This window comes from Chryseobacterium sp. BLS98 (genome assembly GCF_001045445.1).
GTDB lineage: Bacteria > Bacteroidota > Bacteroidia > Flavobacteriales > Weeksellaceae > Chryseobacterium.
The window spans coordinates 115,088-134,978 of record NZ_LFNF01000004.1; the positions used below are offsets into that span (position 1 = coordinate 115,088).

At 39.1% G+C, this 19,891-nt stretch carries 19 protein-coding genes; 7 read left to right on the forward strand and 12 right to left on the reverse strand.

Features of this window, described 5'->3' with window-relative positions; genetic code table 11:
- Positions 1-31: 31 nt before the first annotated feature.
- Positions 32-523 carry a DUF1772 domain-containing protein gene (locus tag ACM40_RS16460; RefSeq protein WP_165579320.1) on the forward strand — a complete coding sequence of 164 codons (492 nt, stop codon included), beginning with the start codon at positions 32-34 and terminating at the stop codon, positions 521-523.
- A 328-nt stretch (positions 524-851) separates the two neighbouring features.
- Here the strand turns inward: ACM40_RS16460 and rpe are convergent, their stop codons facing one another.
- Complete coding sequence (gene rpe / locus ACM40_RS16465; protein WP_048503895.1) at positions 852-1,502, reverse strand: ribulose-phosphate 3-epimerase; 651 nt, start codon at positions 1,500-1,502, stop codon at positions 852-854.
- 127 nt (positions 1,503-1,629) lie between these two features.
- Positions 1,630-2,703, reverse strand: coding sequence for a M42 family metallopeptidase (locus ACM40_RS16470; protein WP_048503896.1), 1,074 nt, complete (start codon positions 2,701-2,703; stop codon positions 1,630-1,632).
- 51 nt (positions 2,704-2,754) lie between these two features.
- Between ACM40_RS16470 and ACM40_RS16475 the strand changes: the two genes are divergently transcribed.
- Entirely contained in the window at positions 2,755-3,459 is a 705-nt protein-coding gene (locus ACM40_RS16475; protein WP_048503897.1) for a DUF4294 domain-containing protein, read from the forward strand.
- A 23-nt stretch (positions 3,460-3,482) separates the two neighbouring features.
- Here ACM40_RS16475 and ACM40_RS16480 read toward each other — a convergent pair whose 3' ends face one another.
- Entirely contained in the window at positions 3,483-3,899 is a 417-nt protein-coding gene (locus tag ACM40_RS16480) for an NUDIX domain-containing protein (RefSeq protein WP_048503898.1), read from the reverse strand.
- 254 nt (positions 3,900-4,153) lie between these two features.
- Positions 4,154-4,828: a tRNA (5-methylaminomethyl-2-thiouridine)(34)-methyltransferase MnmD gene (gene mnmD, locus ACM40_RS16485; RefSeq protein ID WP_048503899.1), complete on the reverse strand. Its 675-nt coding sequence runs from the start codon at positions 4,826-4,828 to the stop codon at positions 4,154-4,156.
- An 85-nt stretch (positions 4,829-4,913) separates the two neighbouring features.
- Here mnmD and ACM40_RS16490 point away from each other — a divergent pair, with 85 nt between their 5' ends.
- The 5 genes from ACM40_RS16490 to ACM40_RS16510 all read left to right on the forward strand — a co-directional run bounded on the left by ACM40_RS16490 (position 4,914) and on the right by ACM40_RS16510 (position 10,616).
- Entirely contained in the window at positions 4,914-5,987 is a 1,074-nt protein-coding gene (locus ACM40_RS16490; protein WP_048503900.1) for a branched-chain amino acid aminotransferase, read from the forward strand.
- A 103-nt stretch (positions 5,988-6,090) separates the two neighbouring features.
- Positions 6,091-7,392 carry a spondin domain-containing protein gene (locus tag ACM40_RS16495; protein WP_048503901.1) on the forward strand — a complete coding sequence of 434 codons (1,302 nt, stop codon included), beginning with the start codon at positions 6,091-6,093 and terminating at the stop codon, positions 7,390-7,392.
- 282 nt (positions 7,393-7,674) lie between these two features.
- The gene (locus ACM40_RS16500; protein ID WP_048503902.1) at positions 7,675-8,187 is read left to right on the forward strand and encodes an FKBP-type peptidyl-prolyl cis-trans isomerase; all 513 of its coding nucleotides are present in this window, start codon (positions 7,675-7,677) and stop codon (positions 8,185-8,187) included.
- A gap of 81 nt (positions 8,188-8,268) precedes the next feature.
- Positions 8,269-9,309 (forward strand): peptidylprolyl isomerase, encoded by a 1,041-nt coding sequence (locus tag ACM40_RS16505; RefSeq protein WP_185097202.1) that lies wholly within the window; start codon positions 8,269-8,271, stop codon positions 9,307-9,309.
- A 140-nt stretch (positions 9,310-9,449) separates the two neighbouring features.
- Complete coding sequence (locus ACM40_RS16510; protein ID WP_048503904.1) at positions 9,450-10,616, forward strand: retropepsin-like aspartic protease; 1,167 nt, start codon at positions 9,450-9,452, stop codon at positions 10,614-10,616.
- Positions 10,617-10,713: 97 nt separating this feature from the next.
- On the opposite strand, the gene ACM40_RS16515 is transcribed toward ACM40_RS16510, so the two are convergent.
- The 8 genes from ACM40_RS16515 to ACM40_RS16550 all read right to left on the reverse strand — a co-directional run bounded on the left by ACM40_RS16515 (position 10,714) and on the right by ACM40_RS16550 (position 19,845).
- Positions 10,714-10,977 (reverse strand): hypothetical protein, encoded by a 264-nt coding sequence (locus tag ACM40_RS16515; RefSeq protein ID WP_131705383.1) that lies wholly within the window; start codon positions 10,975-10,977, stop codon positions 10,714-10,716.
- 810 nt (positions 10,978-11,787) lie between these two features.
- Positions 11,788-13,146, reverse strand: coding sequence for a M20/M25/M40 family metallo-hydrolase (locus ACM40_RS16520; RefSeq protein WP_048503906.1), 1,359 nt, complete (start codon positions 13,144-13,146; stop codon positions 11,788-11,790).
- 3 nt (positions 13,147-13,149) lie between these two features.
- On the reverse strand, positions 13,150-14,508 hold the full coding sequence (locus tag ACM40_RS16525; protein WP_048503907.1) for a M20/M25/M40 family metallo-hydrolase: 1,359 nt from the start codon (positions 14,506-14,508) through the stop codon (positions 13,150-13,152).
- A 1-nt stretch (position 14,509) separates the two neighbouring features.
- The gene (locus ACM40_RS16530) at positions 14,510-15,913 is read right to left on the reverse strand and encodes a M28 family peptidase (protein ID WP_053077125.1); all 1,404 of its coding nucleotides are present in this window, start codon (positions 15,911-15,913) and stop codon (positions 14,510-14,512) included.
- 55 nt (positions 15,914-15,968) lie between these two features.
- Positions 15,969-17,213 carry a DUF1015 domain-containing protein gene (locus ACM40_RS16535; RefSeq protein WP_048503908.1) on the reverse strand — a complete coding sequence of 415 codons (1,245 nt, stop codon included), beginning with the start codon at positions 17,211-17,213 and terminating at the stop codon, positions 15,969-15,971.
- A gap of 3 nt (positions 17,214-17,216) precedes the next feature.
- Entirely contained in the window at positions 17,217-18,182 is a 966-nt protein-coding gene (locus tag ACM40_RS16540) for a D-2-hydroxyacid dehydrogenase (protein WP_048503909.1), read from the reverse strand.
- A gap of 124 nt (positions 18,183-18,306) precedes the next feature.
- Positions 18,307-19,371: a 3-phosphoserine/phosphohydroxythreonine transaminase gene (gene serC / locus ACM40_RS16545; RefSeq protein WP_048503910.1), complete on the reverse strand. Its 1,065-nt coding sequence runs from the start codon at positions 19,369-19,371 to the stop codon at positions 18,307-18,309.
- A gap of 123 nt (positions 19,372-19,494) precedes the next feature.
- Positions 19,495-19,845 (reverse strand): 4Fe-4S binding protein, encoded by a 351-nt coding sequence (locus ACM40_RS16550; protein WP_048503911.1) that lies wholly within the window; start codon positions 19,843-19,845, stop codon positions 19,495-19,497.
- Between the last annotated feature and the right edge of the window lie 46 nt (positions 19,846-19,891).

Consider the following 19,891-nt stretch of genomic DNA (forward strand, 5'->3'; position numbering starts at 1 on the left):
CACGATACATCACAAATCAAAACATATGAAAATGACAACGGTATTTTTATTAATTACGGCTGTGCTTACGGCTTTAATCGCCGGGCTTTTTTATGCCTATTCATGCTCTGTAGTCCTGGGATTGGGTAAACTTTCCGATGCTGAATATTTGAAATCGATGCAGAGTATCAACCGGGAAATACTTAACCCTGTATTTTTTATGAGCTTTATGGGAACTGCGGTATTGCTTCCGGTCACGACTTTTCTGTTTCGGGGAGAGCAGCCTGCCTTTCTTTTTCTTCTTCTGGCATCAGTTGCTTATCTCATCGGAGTTTTTGGAGTAACAGTTGCCGGAAATGTCCCTATGAATGACATGCTTGATAAGTTTGATGTCAATGGTTCCACTGCAGATGCAATCAGTGAGATGCGAGGTAATTTTGAAAACCGGTGGAATTTTTTAAATAACATCAGAACAGTATTTTCGGTAATCAGTATTGTTCTGGTGATCTGTGCGTGTATCTGGAACAGATATATTCCGGAATAATCCGGCTATCCGTATAAACACTGAATCGAAAATTCAGTATTTCTACGGATGTGCCATATAGGATTTTATTTGGAAATTTACATCAGTAATTGCACAATGGAATCTTAAGCATTAAAGTCTTACGACAAAAAACTAATAACCACATAAGCTCAAATTCCGCAAGAAGAAAGGTAGTCTCCCAAGGGCTGCCTTTTTCTTTATCGTTGTTTTAATAATTTTCTGATAAATATCTACTTTAATTTTTCTAGGCTGACAGAACCAATATTTTTTAAAGAGGAAAGGCAGCCTTTGGCTGCCTTTCCGTATAGATGTTTAAAATTTCAGATTTTTAAATCTTGAGTAATTCGATTGTTCTTTCCGGGTTTTCTGCAGAAAAAACTGCATTTCCCGCGACAAGAACGTCTGCTCCTGCTTCGAAAAGCTTAGAAGCATTGTCAAGATTTACTCCACCGTCAATTTCAATAAGTGCTGTGGAATTATTGCTTAAAATAAGATCCTTGGTTTCTGCAATCTTTTTATACGTATTTTCAATGAATTTCTGGCCTCCGAATCCGGGGTTTACACTCATTAAAAGAACAAGATCAACATCGGCAATAATATCTTCAAGCATCAGTACCGGAGTAGAGGGATTTAAAACAACACCGGCCTTTGCCCCTTTGCTCTGAATATGATGAATAGTTCTGTGAAGATGCGTGCAGGCCTCATAATGCACAGAAATAAGATCTGCTCCGTGATCGATGAATTCATCTACATACTTTTCCGGCTCTACAATCATCAGGTGGACATCAACAAATTTTTTGGCATGTTGCTGTACCGTTTTCATGACTGGAAAGCCAAATGAAATGTTAGGTACAAATCTCCCGTCCATCACATCGATGTGGAACCAGTCTGCCTGTGAATTGTTCAGCATTTCAATGTCTCTTTGCAGATTCCCGAAGTCTGCGGATAACAGGGATGGAGCAATAAGCTTCGTTTTCATTTTTACTTTTTATACTTTACTTAGATTTTCAGATATCAGATTTCAGACATCAGATTTTACAAAAGATAACAAATACAGTCATTAAAGTCTAATATCTGATGTCTGAAATCTGGAGTCTGAATTGGAATTAATGATACTTCAGTTTCATTTCCGGTTTGATCTTGAGAAGAGTTTCATAGATCAGCTGGATTACATTACCTACATCTTCCTTAGATACCATTTCCACCGTTGTGTGCATGTAGCGCAAAGGTAAGGAAATTAAAGCACTTGGAACTCCGCCGTTGGAATGGGCAAAAGCATCTGTGTCCGTTCCTGTAGCCCTGCTTGCTGCAGCTCTTTGAAACGGAATTTTTTTGCTTTTTGCTGTATCAATGATTAGCTCTCTGATGGTGTGATGAATGCTTGGCGCAAAGAAAACGACAGGCCCGTCACCACATTTCTGGTCACCCTCTTTTTTCTTTTCGATCATTGGGGTGGATGTATCGTGGGTAACGTCGGTTACAATGGCGATATTGGGTTTAATGGTATCAGCGATCATGTCTGCACCATACAGTCCTACTTCTTCCTGCACGGAGTTGGTGATGTACAGCCCAAATGGTATTGTTTTTTTGTTCTCTTTTAAAAGTCTTGCCACTTCTGCAATCATAAAACCACCGATTCTGTTGTCTAAGGCTCTGCATACAAAATACCGATCGTTCATTTCAAAGAATTCATCAGGGTAGGTGATCATGCATCCGACATAAATTCCCATTTCTTCAACTTCTTTTTTGGAAATCGCTCCGCAGTCGATGAATATATTTTCAATTTTCGGAGTCGGTTCATTTTGATTGGTTCTTGTGTGAATGGCTGGCCATCCGAATACTCCTTTTACGATTCCTTTTTCTCCGTGAATATGAACCACTTTTGAAGGAGCAATGGTCTGATCCGAGCCTCCGTTTCTGATAACGTAGATTAATCCGTCATCAGTAATGTAATTCACATACCATGAGATTTCATCTGCATGAGCTTCAATTACTACTTTAAATTCAGCATCGGGATTCACTATCCCATAGCACGTTCCATAATGATCTACTTCTATTTTGTCTACATACGGTCTGATGTAATCCATCCAGATTTCCTGGCCTTTATGTTCGTAACCTGTTGGTGAAGAGGTGTTTAGGTATTTCTCTAAAAATTTCAAAGATTTCTTTTCAAATTTCATAAAAGGGAATGATTTTTGCGGGTAATTTTTGTTATTAGAAGTGTAAAAATAATGAATTTTAGTAAGATTGTCTGTCTTTTCATCCTCTTTTTTGGAATCAGTGTTTTTGGTCAGAAGGATTCTATCATTGCAAAACCCCTCAATCAATACCCCGCTGAATCTTTAAAAACAGATGAGTTCGGTAATAGATACTATTACGATGAGCGTCAGAAGATGAAGGTTTATGAAATTAACGGAGAACCTGTGGTTGTACTGGATGAGCTGGTTCTGGTGAATAAGCCGCGGTTCAATAATCAACTGGACAAAAACTACTACTACTTTCTTAATAAAAAGCTGAACAGGGTATATCCGTTATTTTTAACTGCCCTTCAGCAATACCGAGACATTCAGGCTGATATGACGGATATGGACAGCAAAGCCAAAAGAAAATTTATAAAAGACAGGCAAACTATACTTGCAGATCAATACGAAAAACAGCTTAGAGATCTTACAACAACTGAAGGCCAGGTTTTTGCCAAGCTGATGAACAGGGCAACCGGAAAAAATGTTTATGAAATCATAAAAGAAATGAGAGGCGGGTGGAGCGCTTTTTGGTGGAATGTAAAAGGTAAAATGGCAGACATTGATCTGAAGGACCAATACAATCCCCACAAGAACAGAACGGATGAGTTTATAGAATCCCTTCTTCAGTCCAACTGGAATTCCGGCTACCTGCAGCCTTATCCCGGAGCCGCCGATTTTAAAGTCAGAAAATAAATATAAAATTCCTGTAAGCCAGCTTACAGGAATTTTTCTTTTAATTTATCAAATACAATTTTATCTATCGGCAGGGGAAAAGGATTGTCGGGTCTGTCGATGTCAATCCATTCCGTTTTTTCGATGCAGGGATCAAGGATCAGGAAATCTTCTTCAGTAATAATGTTTACTATATAATATATGGTAAGAAGCTGCTCATTTTCTCTGAAACGTGAAACCAGAAAATCTTCCTGCGTATAAAAGTGCTCTACAATTTCTATTTTTACATTCAGTTCTTCATCGAATTCCCGGTGAAGGCATTCCAAAAGTCCTTCCCCGAATTCCAGTCCTCCTCCCGGAAATTTCATTAAAGGTTCACCGGCATATTCTTCAAACAGGGTCAGTACTTTTTTGTCTTTTACTGCACATGCATATACTCTGATGTTGATCTTATCAATCATATATAATATTTTGTATAGCTAAAATAAGGAAATAAGTGGAATGGGCAAAAGGGCTAAAGAGCAAAAAGGCGAATTGCTGAAAGGCGAAAAGGAGTAAGGAAGAAAGCCAAGAAGGCTAAAAGGCAGATAAAGCTGATAGCGTAAATTAGTGAATAGAGTTTTAATTTACTCTTTAATTATAGCAGTTTTTACTTCTCCCAGTTTTATGTATTCCTAATGCCTTAACTTCTTTGCCTTTTAGCCCTTCCTCTCAATTACTGCTTCACCGCATTAATCATTTCCCGTTTTCCCGGAGGGCCCTGTTTTTTTTCCACTTTAAAATTCAGTTCCTGGAGAATTCTTCTTACGCTTCCTTTGGAAGAGTAGGTTGTTAATAATCCGTTAACGGACATTTTGTCGGAAACCATCTCAAACAGTGGCTTTTCCCACAGGTCCGGCTGTACTCTCGCCCCGAAGCAGTCATAATAAACAAGGTTGATTTCCGGTAAGTCTATGTCTTTCAGGTCAAAGAAGTCGCATTCAATCTTTTTCAGATTAAAGCCTGTAAGAATTTCTGTTGATTTTCCCCAGTCTGCCTGATGAATTTTTTGATAAATATTTTTGAATTCCGGGTTATCAAAATGCTCAAAATAGGCAAGATCATTAATTTCGGATTCATTTATCGGGTATTTTTCAAGGGAAAAGTAATTAATGACATGATTTTTGTCAGTTTTTAAATATTCATTAATTGTCACCAAAACATTCAAACCTGTTCCAAAACCGAGTTCTAAAATATTAATTTCGTAATCATTTATCTGATTTAGTCCATTTTTGATAAACACGTGTTCTGCTTCCTGAAGTGCTCCGTGATGAGAATGGTAGTTTTCATTTAAATCATTGATAAACAATGTTTTACTTCCGTCTTTTGTGGTCTTAATTTCTCTTTTCAAGCTATTTTTTTGTCAAATTTACTCTAAAATTTTTATATTTAGAAAATTATGTTAAATTTGTAGAACATCGTAAAAATTTTAAAAAATGATAATTCAAAAAACCGAGAACTCCAGACTTCCGGACTTCGATCCGAACAATTTTTCATTTGGAAATACTTTTATCGACCATATGGTGATATGTGAGTATGAAAATGGAAAGTGGGGGGATGTAAAATTGGTTCCTTACGGCCCAATACCATTTACACCAGCCATGATGGGTGTAAACTATGGACAAGCTTGTTTTGAAGGTATGAAAGCTTATAAAGACAAAGACGGGCAGGTTTTCCTTTTCAGGCCGGAAAAGAATTTTGAACGTATCAACAAATCAGCGAAGCGTCTGGCAATGCCGGAAGTAACTGAAGAAATGTTTTTGGACGGATTAAAAGCATTAGTGGATATCGACAGAAACTGGATCCCGCAGGGAGAAGGTATGTCATTGTATATCAGACCATTGATTTTTGCTACAGAGGAAGCTCTGAAAGCAAGAGTAGCCAATAAATATATGTTTGCCATCGTTGCAACACCAGCAAAAAGCTATTATTCAGAACCTGTTTCTGTGAAAATTTCAGACCATTATTCAAGAGCAGCCAACGGAGGGGTAGGTTCTGCTAAGGCAGCAGGTAACTATGCTGCTTCTTTCTATCCTACACAGCTTGCTATCGAAGAAGGCTATGAGCAAATTATCTGGACAGATGATGCTACTCACGAATATTTTGAAGAAAGTGGAACAATGAACGTATTTGTAAGAATTAACGATACCATTTATACACCACCTACTTCTGAAAAAATCCTTGACGGGGTAACGAGAGACAGCTTCATCCAGCTTGCTAAAAAGAGAGGAATTGAAGTGAAAATAGAGCCTGTAGCAGTAAAAACTGTTATAGAAGCTCAAAAGAACGGAACCCTGAAAGAAGTTTGGGGAGTAGGTACAGCTGTTGTAACTACTGTATTCCAGGCCTTAGGATACCAGGGCGAGAAGCTTGAACTTCCAAAACTGTCTGATGAGGAAAGCTTTGCAGCAATTCTTAAAAAGGATCTTACAGATCTTCAGAACAACCTTAGCGAAGATCCTTTCGGATGGAGAGTTATGGTTGAAAAAGACGTTCTGGAAACTGTTTAATGTAAGATTATTTCATTCAATAATAGAACCGGCGGAATAAATTTCTGCCGGTTTTTTTATTTTCTCGTTAAATATTGGTAATTTTTCAGAAAATTTAGAATATATGCAATTCGTGAAGTTCAAATTACCTCTTGGCCTGCTTTCTATGATCAGTGTTTTGGCGGTCTCCTCATGCAGCAAAGACGATGACGGAGAAATGCTGGTAAATGATACAGCTACCATAACTGTAGAAAATGTAATTGAAAGTAAACCACTGACACAGTTTGGGACCTTCCAGAACACTGGTTCGTCACCTGTTATTAATCCGGGGGAATCGGCGTCTTTTACTTTTTATGCAGGAAAAGGACAGGCGGTGAGTTTTGCAGCGATGTACGGAAACAGCAACGACCTGTTTTTTGCACCCGCCAATCCGGGAATCAAGCTCTATCAGGATAACGGAAGTCCGGTAACGGGAGATGTATCTTCACAAATCAAGCTCTGGGACAATGGAACACGTGTGAATCAAGTTCCTGGATCTGCAGTTACCCATCCCGGTACAGCAGAAACCAATGTAAAAAATGTTGCTGAAGTTGCAGGAACCGATGATCAGGGACATGCTTATCTGCCTGCTTCACAGTTATTAAAAGCGGAAATAACTCATGAAGGAGGAACAAAATTCACATTAAAATTAACCAATATTTCAGGTGGCACAGCCAATGAAACCCCAATCAGTGCCGGAATCTGGGCCGTTTCCCATATCTCAGGAACAACACTTCTGAAACAGGATCCTATTTTTTCTCCTGGGAAACCTTCTGCCAATGGCTTGACGGATCTTGCTGAAACCGGAAAAACAACACCATTAGAACAATACCTTACGGGCATTACAGGTTCTAATTCTGCATTCTCACCAGTATTAGTCGTAGTATACAGCGGTAATGATAATCCTATATTTAAAACCGGTGAAAATGATCGGGGTGAAGGTTTAAAGGAGCTTTCACAGCAGGGCAATGCCGATGTTCTGGCTGCTTTTCTGAAAACAAAGCCCGGTGTAAAACAAGTATTCGTTCTTAAAGATCCGGCTACAAGTATTTTACAGCCCAGAATAAACGGTAACGATGGCGGTAAAGCCTCACAGGTAATATCTGCCCATAAAGGAGATCGTATTGCTTTGGCAACCATGTATGCACAATCCAATGACTGGTTCATCGCAGCTACAAATAATGGGGTAGATGGTTCCACCAGAGGTGATATCTCTTCCATCATGGCACTTTTTGACAGCGGAACCCTGGAAAGTTCTTTTCCCGGAGCTCATATAGGAGCGGCGCCGGCGCAGGCTGAAAGCCAGCCGGTACAGCAGCTTGCCAACCCGAACCAGTTCAATACACTTCCTTCACTTCCGCAGATGATTAAAGTGACCATTCAATAAGACGGTTATTTAAATATAAAACGTTATATCACTTCGTTATGGGGTGATATTTTATTTTTAGCTGCAAATATTTCTCCAATTGGAAGGATGATGGGTGTAATGATTTAAATAATCTTAAGCACTTAATTAATTCTTGATGGTTAAAAAATTAAAGTTTAAAGTGTCCCCAATTTATCAGTCACCGGGTCGTTCATTTTTAAATATTTAATCTTCCGATTTTTCAATCTTTTTTTCAACCTATTGAACAATATTTCTCCGAAATGCGTATTTTCGCAAAAGTTTATGAAAAAATTACTCTTCATATCAGCAATAACCCTCTTAAGCTGCAACAGAAAAGCTCCTGTGGCCCATCCTCCTGTAGGCGGAGTGTTGAGTCAGAAAGATCTGGATGTTTCCAAGGAAAGGATGAGAAATCTGAATACTATAGAACGGGGCCAGATTCAGAACTGGATCAGCGGTCAGCCCGTAAAGTATTATCCTACACAGCTTAATTACTGGGTAAGTGTTGAAGGTTTTGATCAGAGAGAAAGAAGAGCGGATAATACCCCGATTTCTTATTCTTATGATCTGTATGATTTTGATGAAACCAAGATCTACGACAAACCTTTTGAAAGAAGAGATGCCAGATTCGGACATTTTGATGAACTGAAAGCGGTAGAGAATGCCTTGCGTTTTATGCATGATGGAGAGGAAGTAACGCTTTTGGTCCCTTCTTCACTGGCCTACGGAACCTATGGAGACGAAAAGAATATAGACAACGATATCCCACTAATCATAAAATTAAAAGCGCTATAAATAATGAAATTGTTTAACAAGCATATAATTCTGGCAGCGGCAAGTATTTCGCTGATGAGTTGTACCCCAATCTATAAAAAAATGAACGTAGACAAAGAAACTTACGAAGGTCTTCATGACGGACTTTATGCAAATCTTCAGACTTCCAAAGGAAACCTGATCGTGCAGTTCGAAGACAAAAAAGCACCGGTAACTGTAGCCAATTTTATTGGTCTTGCAGAAGGAAAGATAGACAACAAAGCAAAGGCTAAAGGAGTTCCTTTTTATGACGGAACTATTTTCCACAGAGTGATCAAAGATTTCATGATTCAGGGAGGTGATCCTCAGGGGACAGGAATGGGAGATCCTGGATATAAATTTGAGGACGAGAAAAACGACCTTAAGCATACAGGTAAGGGAATTCTTTCTATGGCTAACTCAGGACCAAACACCAACGGTTCTCAGTTTTTCATCACTGAAGTGGCTACTCCGTGGTTAGACGGAAGACACACGATCTTCGGAAAAGTGGTAAAAGGTAACGATGTGATTGACGCGATTGCTAACGTAGAAAAAGGTGCTCAGGACAAACCTAAAACAGATGTTGTTTTAGAAAAAGTATCTGTATTCAGTAAAGGAGACGAATACAAAAACTACGATGCAGCAAAAACTTTCGCAGAAGGAAAAGCTAAAATTGCAGAAAACAACAAAGCTTATATCGCTAAAGAAGAAGCTGAGAGAAAGAAAAAAGAAGAAGAATTCAAAGCTAACCAGGAAAAAATGGTGGAAAACCTTAAATCTGGAATGCAGAAAACTGAATCCGGATTATATTACAAAATCACTAAAACAGTTGCAGGAGGAAAAGCTCCTAAAGCCGGTGACAATGTATCTGTACACTATGCAGGTAAATTAATCGACGGGACAGAATTCGATTCTTCATTCAAAAGAAACGAGCCTATCGAAATTCCAATCGGAATGGGAAGAGTGATCAAAGGATGGGATGAAGGTATCCTGTTATTAAAAGAAGGTGAAACTGCTACATTACTGATTCCGCCGGCAATGGCTTACGGAGAAAGAGGAGCAGGAGGTGTTATTCCGCCAAATGCATGGTTAGTTTTCGATGTTGAGCTTGTGAAAGTGCAGTAATTGAATTTTAAAATATATTGAAGCCGTCCGCGAGGATGGCTTTTTTATTATTGAAATTAATAGAATAAAAGTTGTATAAATAATAAAAACAGATATTTCTATTTTAGCGCAAATTCCCTATTTTCGTGTAAATTATCCACATGAAAAAAGTCCTCTACACCCTTCTCATTCTATCCACAGCCACTCTTTCCGCCCAGGGAAAGAAGTTCTTCAAAAGCGGTGAGGTTAATCTTCAGAATCCTGTAGAAAAAATCAATCTGAGATTTGCTAATGACCTGCCTTTTGTACAGGTAAGCATTAACGGGAAAACTTATAATTTTTTATTTGATACAGGAGCACCTACAGTAATTTCTACAGCAGTATACACTGAGCTGGGTCTGGAAAAAAAGCATACAGCTAAAGTAAAGGATTCCCAGAAAAACAAACAGGAGCAGATTTTTACTATTCTGCCGGAAATGATTGTTGATCACGCTGTCTTTAAAAATGTAGGGGCAATAGTAATGGACTTCAGTGTTTCTGAACTAAGCTGTTTCAAAATTGACGGTATTATCGGGGCCAACCAAATGGCAAAACTTTCCTGGAAAGTTAATTATGCAGAGAACTCACTTGAAGCTTCAAAAGATCTGGCTCAATTTAATCCTGCAGAATATGATATTGTTATTCCTTTCAGTCCGAGACCACAGAAAACTCCCGTTGTGGAAACTGATCTGCAGGGCAAAAAAATAGATCTTACGTTCGATACAGGATTTTCTGGAAGGCTGAAGGTCACAGACGCTGCATATGACGCGCAAAAGGCATTAAAGAGTATAGAAATCTATGGAACCAACTCCGTGGGTGCTTACGGGGCAGGAAAACCTTTACCGGGATATATTTTCAGAACACCTGCTCTGTCATTGGGAAACAAAAGCTTCGCAAATGAAATAATTGCCACCGGAAATGCAAGCCTGATCGGAAATGATTTCTTTAAAAATTTTATTTTCATCCTCGATTGGTCCGAAAACAAAATCTATATGAAACAGATAAAAAATGAACCCGCTAAACTGGAATCTTTCGGCTTCGGGTATCGTTTTATAGACTCAAAACCAACCGTAGCTTTTGTATTTCAGGAAGAAAATTTCCCGCTAAAGGTGGGAGATGCTATTATCAGTATCAATAACGTAAACCTGGACAGCCTTGATAAAGACGGTGCCTGCCATTATTTTATCAATAGAGTGGAAAACGGGCAGAAATCAATTGATCTAAAGATCAGGAGAGATGGAAAGGAAATGGAGGTGAGGCTTGAAAAGAAGGAGTTTTTAAAAGTTTGAGTGTTTTAGAGAGTAGTGTTTAAGGGTATTGACCATAAGATAGTAAAAAAGCCATTCAATAGACTTGAACGGCTTTCTAGTAAAGTAGAAATTAAAGTTATATGTTTCTTGATTTCTTGCTCATATAAGAAGAATTCATTCTTCCGGTAAGGGAACTGATAAATACAATTCCAAAGCCGATATACGCTGCAAACGCAGTCAGATATACTATTAAGCTGTTAAAATCAGGTTTTGAGGCGTATGCAAAATACACCAATACGGAAAAAACGGCAAAACTGATCAGCAGCATCACGCTCCAGATATTCATTTTTGCGGCATCTTCATTTCTCTTAAAAATCATTTCAAAAAAGTCTCGCATCATTAATCACTTTTTAAGGGTTATACATCTGTTTTCCGTTCTTCTATAGAACGGTCCGGAATCATTTTCCGCTATCATTAATAGTACATAGATCATAGTTAAACTTGGCTAAGGTTATGATCTTATGGCCTTTTGATTCTTTTACATAAGGGTATGCTTTAAGCTGCCCGGAAAGTTTTAATTAAAAAACAGTATTGAATTCCGGAAGGAATTCATGAGCTTTATGACACCGTACACAATCATCATCGTAAATGGAATTGATAAGAGGATTATCTTTTCCGATGCATACGGTATCTAAAGAAAAAGGACCATATAAAATATATACCAATCCTATCCGGCTCAGCAGAAACTGAAGTTTCCGCAGTAACCTTTTCTCATCGTCTGTGTTTTAAATAATTTTTTTTCAATGATTTAGCTTGCGAATTTCATGCCAAAGTGATTTTTTTAGCGTATTTTTCCCGTTAAGTAACTTTAAATTCAGATTTCGGTGATCCTCTCAAAATCTTTACTGTGATAGAAAAATTTGCTTTAAAATATATAAAAGAAAATTTAAAAACTTACTGAATCAACCTATTTTCAGTTTCGGGCTCAGTATTCCCCTCCTCCGGAGGGGTGGCAAATCAAAGATTTGACGGGGTGGTTCCACTAGCCAGAAAAATCGTCCTATCAACGCAGCAACAAAAAAGTCAACAAGTTAATTCCAGAAGCGTACAACTGTACATAGCTTCATCAGAATTAACTTGTTGACGAAATCTTTGCCTCCTAAAGTCAAAGATATTGTGTATAAAACTTTGCGTTAAAGAAACTAAGAATCTACCAATTCTTATCAATCATATAAATAAGCTGGGTCATAGCGGTAGCCCCCAAAAGAAGCTCCCTTCTGTTCACTTTATCAAATGTGTCTTCCTCTGTATGGTGAATATCAAAATATCTCTGGGAATCCGGCACCAGCTCTGCCGTAGGAACACCCATGTCATGAAGAGGATAAATGTCTGTACCTGAATATTTCCCTTCAAAATTGTAAACTCCATAGGGTAAAAATAGACCGGCCCAGCTTTTAATGCGGTTTCTCTTTTCATCATCCATTTCCAGAGCAATTCCTCTCGGGGCAAAACCGCCGGCATCGGATTCTATGGCAAAAAGATGCTTTTCGTTCTTTTCCTTGGCCGTTTTCCCATATTGAATGCCTCCTTTTACGCCGTTTTCTTCATTGGCAAAGCAAACGACCCTGATCGTATGATTATTTTGAATTCCTAATTTTTTAAATGTTCTTAAAACCTCAATACTCTGTACAATTCCTGCTCCGTCGTCATGAGCGCCTTCACCCACATCCCATGAATCGAGATGCCCGCCAACTACAATCACACTTTGATCTTTTCTGCCTGTGATTTCACCAATGACAGAGTGGGAGAGCTTTTCACCTTTCATCCCGCAGTTGGAATTAAGCTTTGCAGCGACTTTCTGAGTCTTTAAAAGCGCTTCAAGTTCATCCGCAGTGGTAGCCCCGATGGCTACGGCCGGAATTTTTGAAGCCTTATCTTCATAACGCATGGCTCCGGTATGCGGAACATCGTCAAAGGCGGAAGAAAGGGATCTTATGATGGCAAATTTACCTCCTTTTTTAGCCGTTAATGCAGCGGCCGTTACCCTGTATTTTGCAGCGTCGCTGTAGCCTCTGAATGTTTCTACAAAAGACTGACTGAAAGGGTAGTTAAAGAATACGATCTTATCCTTTACTTGATCTGCCGGAAGTCTATCATATTCTTCCATCGATTTTACAATAATGATCTCGCCGGAAACATCTTTTCCGCCTGTACCTTCAGAATTTCCGAGAGAAAGCATTTTCAGGTTCTTCCATTTGCCATCAGAGGTTTTGATCTGCAGGGATTCTTTTCCGCGGGTCCAGACAGGAACCATTACTTCCTGAAGCCAGACTTTATCGGCACCGGCTTCGCGAAGCTTCTGTTCTGCCCATTTTACAGATTTTTCATAAGCCGGAGAGCCACTTAAGCGGTGGCCGATATTTTTAGTTAAATCTTTAAGGTCTGTATAGCCTTTTCCGTTGTTCAGGATTTCTGTGGAAATTTTGCTGAACTGGACGGAATCTTCTTTGGACTGGCCAAAAGCAGCCATTCCCAGGAATAATAATGAAGTTCCAATTATCTTTTTCATAGTTTACCAATTTTTATCAATCATATAAATAAGCTGTGTCATTACCGCTGCACCGAGAAGCAATTCTCTGCGGTTGACTTTTTCAAAAGTATCTTCTTCTGTATGGTGAATGTCGAAATAACGTTGCGGATCAGGAACCAGTTCTGCGGTAGGAACACCCATTTCATGCAGCGGAGCAATATCCGACCCTGAATATTTGCCTTCAAAATTGTATACTCCGTAAGGCAGGAAGAGATTCACCCAGCTTTTGATCTGGTTTCTGTTTTTATCATCCATTTCCAGGGAAATACCTCTTGGAGAGAAGCCTCCGGCATCTGTTTCTATAGCGAAAATATGCTTCTCATTCTTTTCTTTCGCTGTTTTTCCATATTGCTTTCCGCCTTTGGTTCCGTTTTCTTCATTGGCAAAACAAACAGCCCTGATGGTATGGTTATTTTTAATTCCAAGTTTTTTAAATGTTCTCAGAACTTCAATACTCTGTACGATTCCGGCACCGTCATCATGAGCACCTTCACCTACATCCCATGAATCCAGATGGCCACCGACAACGATTACGCTCTGATCCGTTTTTCCGGTAATCTCACCAATCACGGAATGGGAGAGCTTTTCACCTTTCATCCCACAGTTGGAATTGAGCTTTGCTGTAATTTTTTTGTTTTTTAATAATGCTTCCAGTTCATCTGCGGTTGTATTTCCGATAGTCACTGCAGGTACTTTGGAAACGTTGTCGTCATATCGCATATTGCCTGTATGGGGAACATCATCAAAAGCGGAAGACAGAGATCTGATGATGGCAAATTTACCTCCTTTCTGGGCAGTCAGATTAGCTGCAGAACGTCTGTATGCTCCTGCTTCCCTGTAAGCAATAAAAGTCTGTATATATGACTGATTAAAAGGGTAGTTAAAGAATACGATCTTATCCTTTACTTGATCTGCCGTAAGCTTATCATATTCCTCTAATGATCTCACCATAATAATCTCGCCGGAGACATCTTTTCCTCCTGTTCCTTCAGAATTTCCGAGAGAAAGCATTTTAAGTTTTTTCCATTGTCCGTCTGCGGTTTTAATCTGCAGGGATTCTTTTCCCCTTACCCAGACCGGAATCATTACTTCCTGCAGCCAAACCTTATCCGCCCCGGCTTCCCGAAGCTTCTGTTCTGCCCATTTCACAGATTTTTCATAGGCTTCGGTACCGCTTAAACGGTTTCCGATGTTTTTGGTAAGGTCTTTCAGTTCATTGTAAGCTTTCCCGTTATTCAGTATTTCCGTAGAGATCTTGCTGAACTGTATCGAATCTTCTTTAGACTGCCCGAAAACAGTCATGCTTGCCATTAAAATTGAAAGGGTGATGGTCTTTTTCATTTTACCAGTTTTTATCAATCATGAAAATAAGTTGTGTCATGGCGACTGCTCCCAAAAGAAGCTCTCTTTTGTTCACCTTATCGAAAGTATCCTGTTCGGAGTGGTGATAATCGAAGTATCTTTGGGTATCTACAACCAGTTCAGCTAAGGGGATATCCAGCTTTTTCAGCGGAGAAATATCCTGAATAGCTTCAGTCTGATCAAAATCATAAATACCATAGGGAAGAAAATAATTCTTCCATTCGAAGATCTGTCTTCGTCTTTGTGGTGGCATATCTAATGAAAATCCTCTCGGAGAATATCCTCCTGCATCTGTTCCTAAAGCAAAAACATGCTTTTCTTCTTTCTTTTTTACATAGGCTGCATACATTTCGCGTCCTTGCCCGCCGTTTTCGCTGTTCGCATACAAAACCACCCTTATCGTATGATTATTTTCAATGCCAAGCGCTTTAAATGTCCTTAAAACTTCAATGCACTGTGCAACACCTGTTCCGTCGTCAATAGCACCTTCACCGAAATCCCATGAGTCTAACTGAGCTCCTAAAACAATCACTTTAGAATCTTTTTTACCCTGAATTTCAGCAATAATATTCGGATTGGTAGTATCGCCTTTTGATTGCGCGGTCATATTGAGCTTAGCAGTAACTTTCTGACTTTTTAATAGTTTTTCCAATTCATCAGCGGATTTTACTCCAATGGACAGGGCAGGAATTCTTATTTTGTCATCAGGCTCGTAATACACCATTTTTGCGTGTGGTGTATCGTCCATTGCGGTTGTTAAAGATCTTATAATTAGAGCTTTTGCTCCCGTCTTAGCAATCACGGAAGCGGAAATTAATTTAGATTTTGCAGTAATTAAATAAGAATCATTTGTATTAATGATCTTGGGATCCATCGGAAGATTAACGAAAACAATTTTATCTTTCAATTGTTTAATGGACATGGCATTAAGCTCAGAAGTTGAACTGATTAAAACAATCTCCCCTGTAAGATCTTTTCCGCCTGTTCCTTCGGAATTCCCGAAAGACAGCATTCTGATATTGGTCCAATCTCCATTTGCTGCTTTTATCTGCAAAGATTCTTTTCCTCTTATCCAGACCGGGGCCTTGGCCTCCATTCGCCAGATCATATCAATGCCAATAGATTTAAGCTTTTTTTCAGTCCATTCCACCGCTTTCATATACCCGGGCGTTGCACTGAAGCGGGAGCCGATTCCTTTGGTAAGTTCGCCAAGATTTTCATAAGCGGTACCATTGGTCATCACTTCGTCGGAGATTCTTCTGAATTCATCATGGTAATTGAATTTAGCCACGGTTGTTTTTTTTACCGGTTTTTTCTGTGGCTTTTTTTGAGAAAATAAAAATCCACTCAAAAAGAGTGGAAGTATAATGAAGATTTTTTTCATTTTTTATTTACCTTTCTTTTTCCGAAGATAAAAGTAGGGAAAATTTAGGAATTTATTAAGGTTTCATATCATACATTAACAGGGCTGTAACCAGTTTCGGTTCAATGAATGTGCATTTTGGAGGCATACTGAGCTTAAGATCCGAAATTTTAATCATATCATTGAAACTCACCGGGTAAATTCCAAAGCCTACTTTACCTTCACCATCGTCTATTTTTTCCTTTAAAAAATTAATCCCCTGAATGTTGGACGTTCCTTTTACATAGGAAATTTTTTCAGAGCTGTCGGAATTTTCTATTTTCAGGATATTCTTGAAAATGTATTTGTCTAAAAGGTGATGGTCAAGGTTATCAAGGGACATTTCTGTGGAACGGAGGTCATGTTTTACGTGTAGGGAGTAAAATTTACTGTCCAGGTACATCGAAATGTGGAATTTCTGTGAAGGGAAATAAGGGGTCTCACCTTTTTCATGGATCAGGAAATACTGATCCAGTTCTTTTAAAAACTCTTCGCTGGAAAGTCCGTTAAGATCGGATAGTATTCTGTTGTAATCGTGGATCTTTATGGATTGGTTGGAAACGATGAAGCTGTACACAAAGTTATAAGCCTCAGTACCGTTATGCCTTTTATTCTTTTCTTTATGATGCTTTGCATTCAATGCTGTGGAACCGATCCTGTGGTGGCCATCGGCGATGTAGAAAGAATCAATCTGGTCAATAACTTCCTTAAACTGCTGAAGCTTCAGGCGGTTGTCTATTCTCCAGATTTTATGTCTGATCCCGATAGAATCAACATGGTTGAAAATAGGAACGTTCTTTTCCTCATGGTTCATCAGAAGCTCAATCTTGGAATTGGAAGGGTAGGTAAGCAGTACCGGTTCAGCCTGCAGGCTTACCTTATCCAGATAATGGGCCAGTTTTTCCTTTTTCTGAGGAATGGTACTTTCATGTCTTTTAATCTTTCCGTTCCAGAAATCCTCAATGTTTGCTAATCCAAGCAATCCTCTGAAAACCTGTTTGTTGGGATAAATTTGCTCATAAAGATAATAAGCAGAACTGTCCTGAACGAGTTTTTTCTCTTCAAGAAGTTCTTCAAATGTTGAACGGATCTTCCTTAAATTCCGGTCAATATCTTTAGATTTACTTACAACATAGGGTTTAATCATATTGATGTAAGTATTTTCAACTTGAGCTTTCTCTGCAATCTCCTCTTGAGTGAAATTGTCCAGAGGATGGGTAGGGAAAGTGCTCTCAAAGTCTTTATGAGGTCTTATTCCACGGAAAGGTTTAAAAACAGGCATAGTTTATCGTATAGTTTCTTTTTGTAGCTTAATAATTTGTTCTGCAAGTTCCGCACCGATTTTCTCCTGTGCATCTACGGTGTTTCCACCCACATGAGGAGAAAGGGATAGCGCAGGATTCATGAGTAAAGGTAACTCAGGAGTCGGTTCGTTCTCGAAAACGTCCAGTGCTGCCCCTGCTACCTTTTCAGATTCGATGAAATCTATAAGGGCTACCTCATTGATCACACCGCCTCTTGCAGTATTCACTATGTAGACTCCGTCCTTCATTTTTTCGAACTGGGGCGTGTCTATAATATATTCATTGGTTTTGGGCGTATTGATGCTGATAAAGTCTGTGTCTTTAAGGAAAGCATCCATATCATTGGTGGAAGTGATTTCAAAGTTTAAGGTCTGCCCATCAAAAAAGTCCAGAGTGAGAACCTTTGTTTTCGGGTTTTTTGTTAATACCTTGATTTTCATTCCTAATGCGATTCCCATTTTTACGACTTCCTGTCCAATACTTCCAAAGCCGATCACTCCAAGTGTTTTTCCTGAAAGTTCATAGGCTTTGCTGAATGACTTTTTCATGGCATCGAAGTGGGTTTCCCCCTCCAAAGGCATCAGGCGGTTCGACTCGTGAAGGAATCTTGCCAGTGCAAAAAAATGCCCGAAAACAAGTTCTGCAACCGATTTTGAAGATGCAGTAGGGGTATTGATCACTTTTATGCCTTTACTTTTAGCATAGTCTACGTCAATATTATCCATTCCGATACCGCCGCGTCCGATAATTTTCAGGCTGGGGCAGGCATCGATCATCTCCTGTCTCACTTTCGTAGCACTTCTTACAAGGAGGATATCTACGTTATTTTCGTTGATGAAATTAATAACATGATCCTGCGCCACTCTGTTGGGCAGGACTTCAAATCCTGCTTCTTTGAGTGCCAGTTCTCCTGTTTTCGAGATTCCGTCGTTTGCTAAAACTTTCATGTATTATTTTAGATTTAAAGATTGAAAAATTCTGCTATTTAAAAATTTTAAATCGGGTCGCAAATTAATAAATTTTAATTAACTGCTCTACAATCTTTCAATCTTTGAATTTTTTAGTGTTTAATTACTTGATTGATCTCATAACATCTACCAGAACCTGAACGCTTTCAATAGGTAAAGCATTGTATAAACTTGCTCTGTAGCCGCCCAGACTTCTGTGTCCGTTTAATCCGCTGATTCCTGCTGCTTTCCATGCATTGTCGAATGCCTCTTTTTTGCTCTCATCTGTCAGTTTGAAGGAAACATTCATTAAAGAACGGTCTTCTTTTACGCAGAAAGTTTCGAAAAGAGGATTGCTGTCGATCTCTTCATATAATAACTTTGCTTTGGCTTCATTTCTGATTTCAGCTGCTGCAATTCCTCCATTCCTTTCAAGATACTGCAGGGTAAGAAGGGAAGCGTATACAGGGAAAACCGGCGGGGTATTGTACATGGATTCTTTTGAAATATGCTGGGAATAATCCAGGATAGAAAGCATGTTCTCTCTGCCGGTTTTTCCAAGGATTTCTTTTTTGATAACTACCAAAGTAACTCCTGCAGGCCCCATATTTTTCTGAGCACCGGCATAGATCAGGTCAAACTTGGAAAAATCCAGCTGTCTTGAGAAAATATCTGAGCTCATGTCACAAACCATCAGAGTGTCCACATCCGGAAAAGATTTCATTTGGGTTCCGTAGATGGTATTGTTGGATGTGCAGTGGAAATAATCATATTCTGAACCTACCGTATAATTTTTTGGAATGAATGAGTAATTTTCTTCTTTGGAAGAGCCTACCACATCTACATTTCCTAATTTTTTTGCTTCTTTAATGGCTCCTGCTGCCCAGGTTCCCGTATCCAGATAAGCTGCTTTACCACCTACTTTCAAAAGGTTGTAAGGAACCATTGCAAACTGCAGGCTTGCACCTCCTCCTAAATAAAGCACTTCATAATCATCGCCAAGGTTCATCAGCCTTTTCACAATAGCGCGGGCTTCGTCCATTACGGCAACAAAGTCTTTACTTCTGTGGGAAATTTCAAGAAGGGATAATCCGATTCCGTTAAAATCTAAAATAGCTTCTGCTGATTTTTCAAAAACCTCCTGAGGTAAGATGCATGGCCCTGCACTGAAGTTGTGTTTTTTGCTCATATTTTTACTTTTTTGGTTGTGCAAGAATGGTAAGGACTTGCTGTTTATTTTTTGATATTTTACTGGATTATTTCAAATTTATAGTTAAAAAAACCGCCTCATTATGCTGAGACGGAGCTTTTATTATTCACCGTGTAAGAATGCTTTTTTGTTAAGCAGGGTTTCTTCAGATTCTACGTGGTCTTCATCTGGTACACAGCAGTCTACCGGGCAAACAGCCGCACACTGAGGTTCTTCGTGGAATCCTTTGCATTCGGTACATTTATCTGTTACAATGAAATATACATCATCACTTACGGGTTCCTGTGGCGAATCTGCATCTACAGTAAGTCCTGACGGCATGGTTACGGTACCTTTAAGAGCTGTGCCTTCAGAAGCTTTCCAATCTACGGCCCCTTCATATATTGCATTATTTGGGCATTCCGGCTCACAGGCTCCGCAATTAATGCATTCATCAGTTATTTTAATAGCCATCGCTAATTTTTTTTAAATTTGCACAAAATTACAAAATATTCCCCAA

Bases quoted from the DNA above. Each gene is read 5' to 3' on its own strand.
- ACM40_RS16460 (WP_165579320.1), top strand. From the start codon at position 32: ATGACAACGGTATTTTTATTAATTACGGCTGTGCTTACGGCTTTAATC.
- rpe (WP_048503895.1), bottom strand. From the start codon at position 1,502: ATGAAAACGAAGCTTATTGCTCCATCCCTGTTATCCGCAGACTTCGGG.
- ACM40_RS16470 (WP_048503896.1), bottom strand. From the start codon at position 2,703: ATGAAATTTGAAAAGAAATCTTTGAAATTTTTAGAGAAATACCTAAAC.
- ACM40_RS16475 (WP_048503897.1), top strand. From the start codon at position 2,755: ATGAATTTTAGTAAGATTGTCTGTCTTTTCATCCTCTTTTTTGGAATC.
- ACM40_RS16480 (WP_048503898.1), bottom strand. From the start codon at position 3,899: ATGATTGATAAGATCAACATCAGAGTATATGCATGTGCAGTAAAAGAC.
- ACM40_RS16490 (WP_048503900.1), top strand. From the start codon at position 4,914: ATGATAATTCAAAAAACCGAGAACTCCAGACTTCCGGACTTCGATCCG.
- ACM40_RS16495 (WP_048503901.1), top strand. From the start codon at position 6,091: ATGCAATTCGTGAAGTTCAAATTACCTCTTGGCCTGCTTTCTATGATC.
- ACM40_RS16500 (WP_048503902.1), top strand. From the start codon at position 7,675: ATGAAAAAATTACTCTTCATATCAGCAATAACCCTCTTAAGCTGCAAC.
- ACM40_RS16505 (WP_185097202.1), top strand. From the start codon at position 8,269: ATGAACGTAGACAAAGAAACTTACGAAGGTCTTCATGACGGACTTTAT.
- ACM40_RS16510 (WP_048503904.1), top strand. From the start codon at position 9,450: ATGAAAAAAGTCCTCTACACCCTTCTCATTCTATCCACAGCCACTCTT.
- ACM40_RS16515 (WP_131705383.1), bottom strand. From the start codon at position 10,977: ATGATGCGAGACTTTTTTGAAATGATTTTTAAGAGAAATGAAGATGCC.
- ACM40_RS16520 (WP_048503906.1), bottom strand. From the start codon at position 13,146: ATGAAAAAGATAATTGGAACTTCATTATTATTCCTGGGAATGGCTGCT.
- ACM40_RS16525 (WP_048503907.1), bottom strand. From the start codon at position 14,508: ATGAAAAAGACCATCACCCTTTCAATTTTAATGGCAAGCATGACTGTT.
- ACM40_RS16530 (WP_053077125.1), bottom strand. From the start codon at position 15,913: ATGAAAAAAATCTTCATTATACTTCCACTCTTTTTGAGTGGATTTTTA.
- ACM40_RS16535 (WP_048503908.1), bottom strand. From the start codon at position 17,213: ATGCCTGTTTTTAAACCTTTCCGTGGAATAAGACCTCATAAAGACTTT.
- ACM40_RS16540 (WP_048503909.1), bottom strand. From the start codon at position 18,182: ATGAAAGTTTTAGCAAACGACGGAATCTCGAAAACAGGAGAACTGGCA.
- serC (WP_048503910.1), bottom strand. From the start codon at position 19,371: ATGAGCAAAAAACACAACTTCAGTGCAGGGCCATGCATCTTACCTCAG.
- ACM40_RS16550 (WP_048503911.1), bottom strand. From the start codon at position 19,845: ATGGCTATTAAAATAACTGATGAATGCATTAATTGCGGAGCCTGTGAG.